Origin of the sequence: Kitasatospora sp. NPDC059599 (genome assembly GCF_042735125.1) — a bacterium.
GTDB lineage: Bacteria > Actinomycetota > Actinomycetes > Streptomycetales > Streptomycetaceae > Kitasatospora.
In genome coordinates this window covers 1-2,813 of the sequence record NZ_JBHWCL010000133.1, presented here as the reverse complement: position 1 = coordinate 2,813, position 2,813 = coordinate 1, and the positions used below count along the sequence as shown (strand labels likewise).

Sequence of the window (2,813 nt, the reverse complement as noted above, 5' to 3'; positions counted from 1 at the left end):
GTTGTTCGCCGAGCTCGTCCCCGACCAGACGCGTGTCCTCGGCCGCGACGACCCGGACACCTTGGACTCCCGGGTTCGACACGCATACAACGTGTGGATGGCAGGCGACTGCAACAAGGCAGCCCAGTTTTTCGCGGAACTCCTGCCCGACATCACTCGGGTCTTGGGCAAGGATCACTCCTACGGTCAGCTGATCGCCGAGCTCACCGGCAGAAGTCCTTCGTAGGTTTCGTCCTGATGGCCGGGGGACGGGGCTCGGGCCGGGATGATCCCCAGCCGCAGGCCTGGCACCGTGAGGACGCCCAGGAGGTCCTGCAGTTGGGCACGCATCACCTCGGCGCCCGCCGATTTCGGCCTGTTCTCCGAGCAGGACGTGGATAGATCCGGCCGTCATGCCCGAGGTAGCGGGCGCGGGCGGTGCGTTCGGCCGCGCCGGCGTGAGAGTCGTCGGGGAGCTGGTGCAGGTTGGCTACTATGCGCGGGACCTCCTGTGCTTACGCGGGAGTCTGGAGGTTTCCCCAGATGAGGTCGGGACTGTGTCCGGCGTAGCCGCTGGTGGCAGCGATGAGTTCGTGGGGCGCGCTGGATGTGCTCGGTACCGCGGGCGAGCAGGTCGTCCCACGAGGTGGTGGCGGACGGCTGCGGCGTTTCAGGTGAGTTCGGTGCGCTCATTGGCTTCTCCCGGCTGGTCGGATCGGGGACTACCGAGTGAGCGTGTCAGGCACCGGCGGTGGTCTGGTGCGGCAGGCGGTCGCCGAGGTCGTACTGGGCGGCCTGGAGGAGATAGCTCTCGCGGTAGCGCGTGGCCGGTTTCTGGGCCATCAGCTCGGAGTGGCTCCCCTGTTCTACGAGGCGGCCGTGGTCGAGGACGAAGATGCGGTCGGCCTTGGCGGTGGCGCCGAGGCGATGGGTGATGAGGACGACGGTGACGCCGAGGGCGGTGAGTTGGCGGATCTGCTCGAACGCCTCGACTTCGGTTTCCGGGTCCATCGCGGACGTCGGCTCGTCGACCACGACGAGGGCGGGAAGCCGGCCGTGGGCGTCGGGCGTGGTGAGGCGCAGGTGGGTACGGGCGAGGGCGACCTTCTGCCACTGTCCGCCCGAGAGTCCTACGCCGCCCTCAAAGCCCTTGGCGACGAGGGTGTCCCAGCTGCGGGGCAGCTCTTCGATCACCGGGTGGAGGTCGGCGTAGTCGGCGGCGGTCTCCAGCTGCCGCTGGTCGCAGGAGACTTCGGGGCGGCCGAGCAGCAGGTTGGCGCGCAGGGTGAAGGACCAGCGCTGGAAGTTCTGGGCGAGCAGGGCGACGCTGCTGAAGAGCTGGTCGCGGTCGGCGGTCGCGGTGTCGATGCCGTCCCACCGGACGCGGCCCTGGTGCGGCTGGTAGACCCCGCACAGGATGTTGGCCAGGGTGGACTTGCCGGAGCCGTTGGCTCCCACCAGGGCGATGACCTTGCCCCGGGGGATCGTGAGGGTGACCTTGTCGAGCGCGGGGGTGTCGCGGCCGGCGTAGGTGAATGAGACGTCCTCGACGGTGATCGTCTCGGGTCGCTCGGGCAGCGGGGTGCCGCCGGTGGGGATGGCCCGGCGGTGGCCTTCGCGGCGCAGCTGGTCGAGGTCGCGGACGAACAGGCTTTCCTCGTACAGGCCGTTGATCTGGGAGACGAGGCCGCTGATGCTCGTGGAGCCGGTGCGGATGGCGACCACGGCGGTGCCGGCGGCGGCGAGCGGGATCGTGCCGTTCATGACGAGCGAGCCGAGGAGGGCTAATGCGCCGAGGGTGGCGGCGCCGGCCAGGGCGGCGGAGAGCAGGTCGGTGCGGGCCTTCGCCCCGGCGAGGCGGGCCTGTTCCTGTTCGGCGGCGCGGGCCATCTGCTCGTAGTGGTGGAGGATGAACGGCCCGGCGGCGTGCACGCGCTGCTCGGCCGCGGAGTAGGGGCGGATGAGCATGTCCGCGAGCAGGGTGCTGGCCCGGTTGTGCTGGAGCCAGGCCCGGGTGGAGGCGTAGTGGCGCCGCGCGGTGCGTACCGCGCCCCATCCTCGCGGGGCGGCGATCAGCACCAGCATGGGCAGTAGGGCGGGGTGGAGGACGGACAGGACGCCGGCGGCGGAGACGAGGCCGAAGGTGGCGGTGAGGACGGAGGTGGCCTGGCCGATGATGCTCTGCAGTGACATCGCGCCCCAGCGGGCGCTGTCCACCTCGGCGAGGAACGCCGGGTCTTCGATGGCCTCCAGCTCGGACCGGCTGACGATGCCCAGGAACTCGATGGTGGCCCGGCGGAAGACCGCCGGCTTGAGGCGCTCGCCCGCCCAGCCCGAGGCTGCGGACAGCACCGAGGACAGGCTCGCGATCACCCCGACCGCCACGATCGCCGGCACGGCGGCCCGCAGCACGTCGGCGACCTCGCCGGGAGCAAGCAGGGCCGTCAGCACGTGGTTGGTGGCGATCAGCGCGACAGCCGCGGCCAGGCCGCGCAGCAGCTCGGCGCCGACCAGGGTCACCAGCGCCGCGCGGTCGGCGTCCCAGGCCATCCGCCCGGCCAGACGCAGGAAACCCGGCATCTGCCGCGCCACCGCCCAGAACGTCACCTTGTCGCTGGCCATCTCATGCTTGGCCCAGCCGTAGTCGTAGCGCATCGGACCGCCGAACAGCAGCTGCTCGCTGTCCGGCACCGGGTCCGTCGAGGTCTTGGGTGCGCTGGCCACAAGCTCCCTTTCGCCGAGGGGAATCGCCATGGTCGGGGGCCGGTGCCGTCAGGGACCGGCGTAGCCGGTGCGGACGGGCAGGGTCGAACCGGTCGGCACCGTGCCGGGCG

1 protein-coding gene and 1 pseudogene are annotated in these 2,813 nt (G+C 71.0%); one reads left to right on the top strand and one right to left on the bottom strand.

Features of this window, described 5'->3' with window-relative positions:
• Positions 1-226 (top strand): annotated as a pseudogene (locus ACFV04_RS33655) (hypothetical protein); the annotation flags it as partial.
• Between the two features lie 491 nt (positions 227-717).
• Here the strand turns inward: ACFV04_RS33655 and ACFV04_RS33650 are convergent.
• A complete protein-coding gene (locus ACFV04_RS33650; protein WP_380534636.1) occupies positions 718-2,703 on the bottom strand; it encodes an ABC transporter ATP-binding protein in 1,986 nt (661 codons plus the stop codon).
• Positions 2,704-2,813 lie beyond the last annotated feature (110 nt).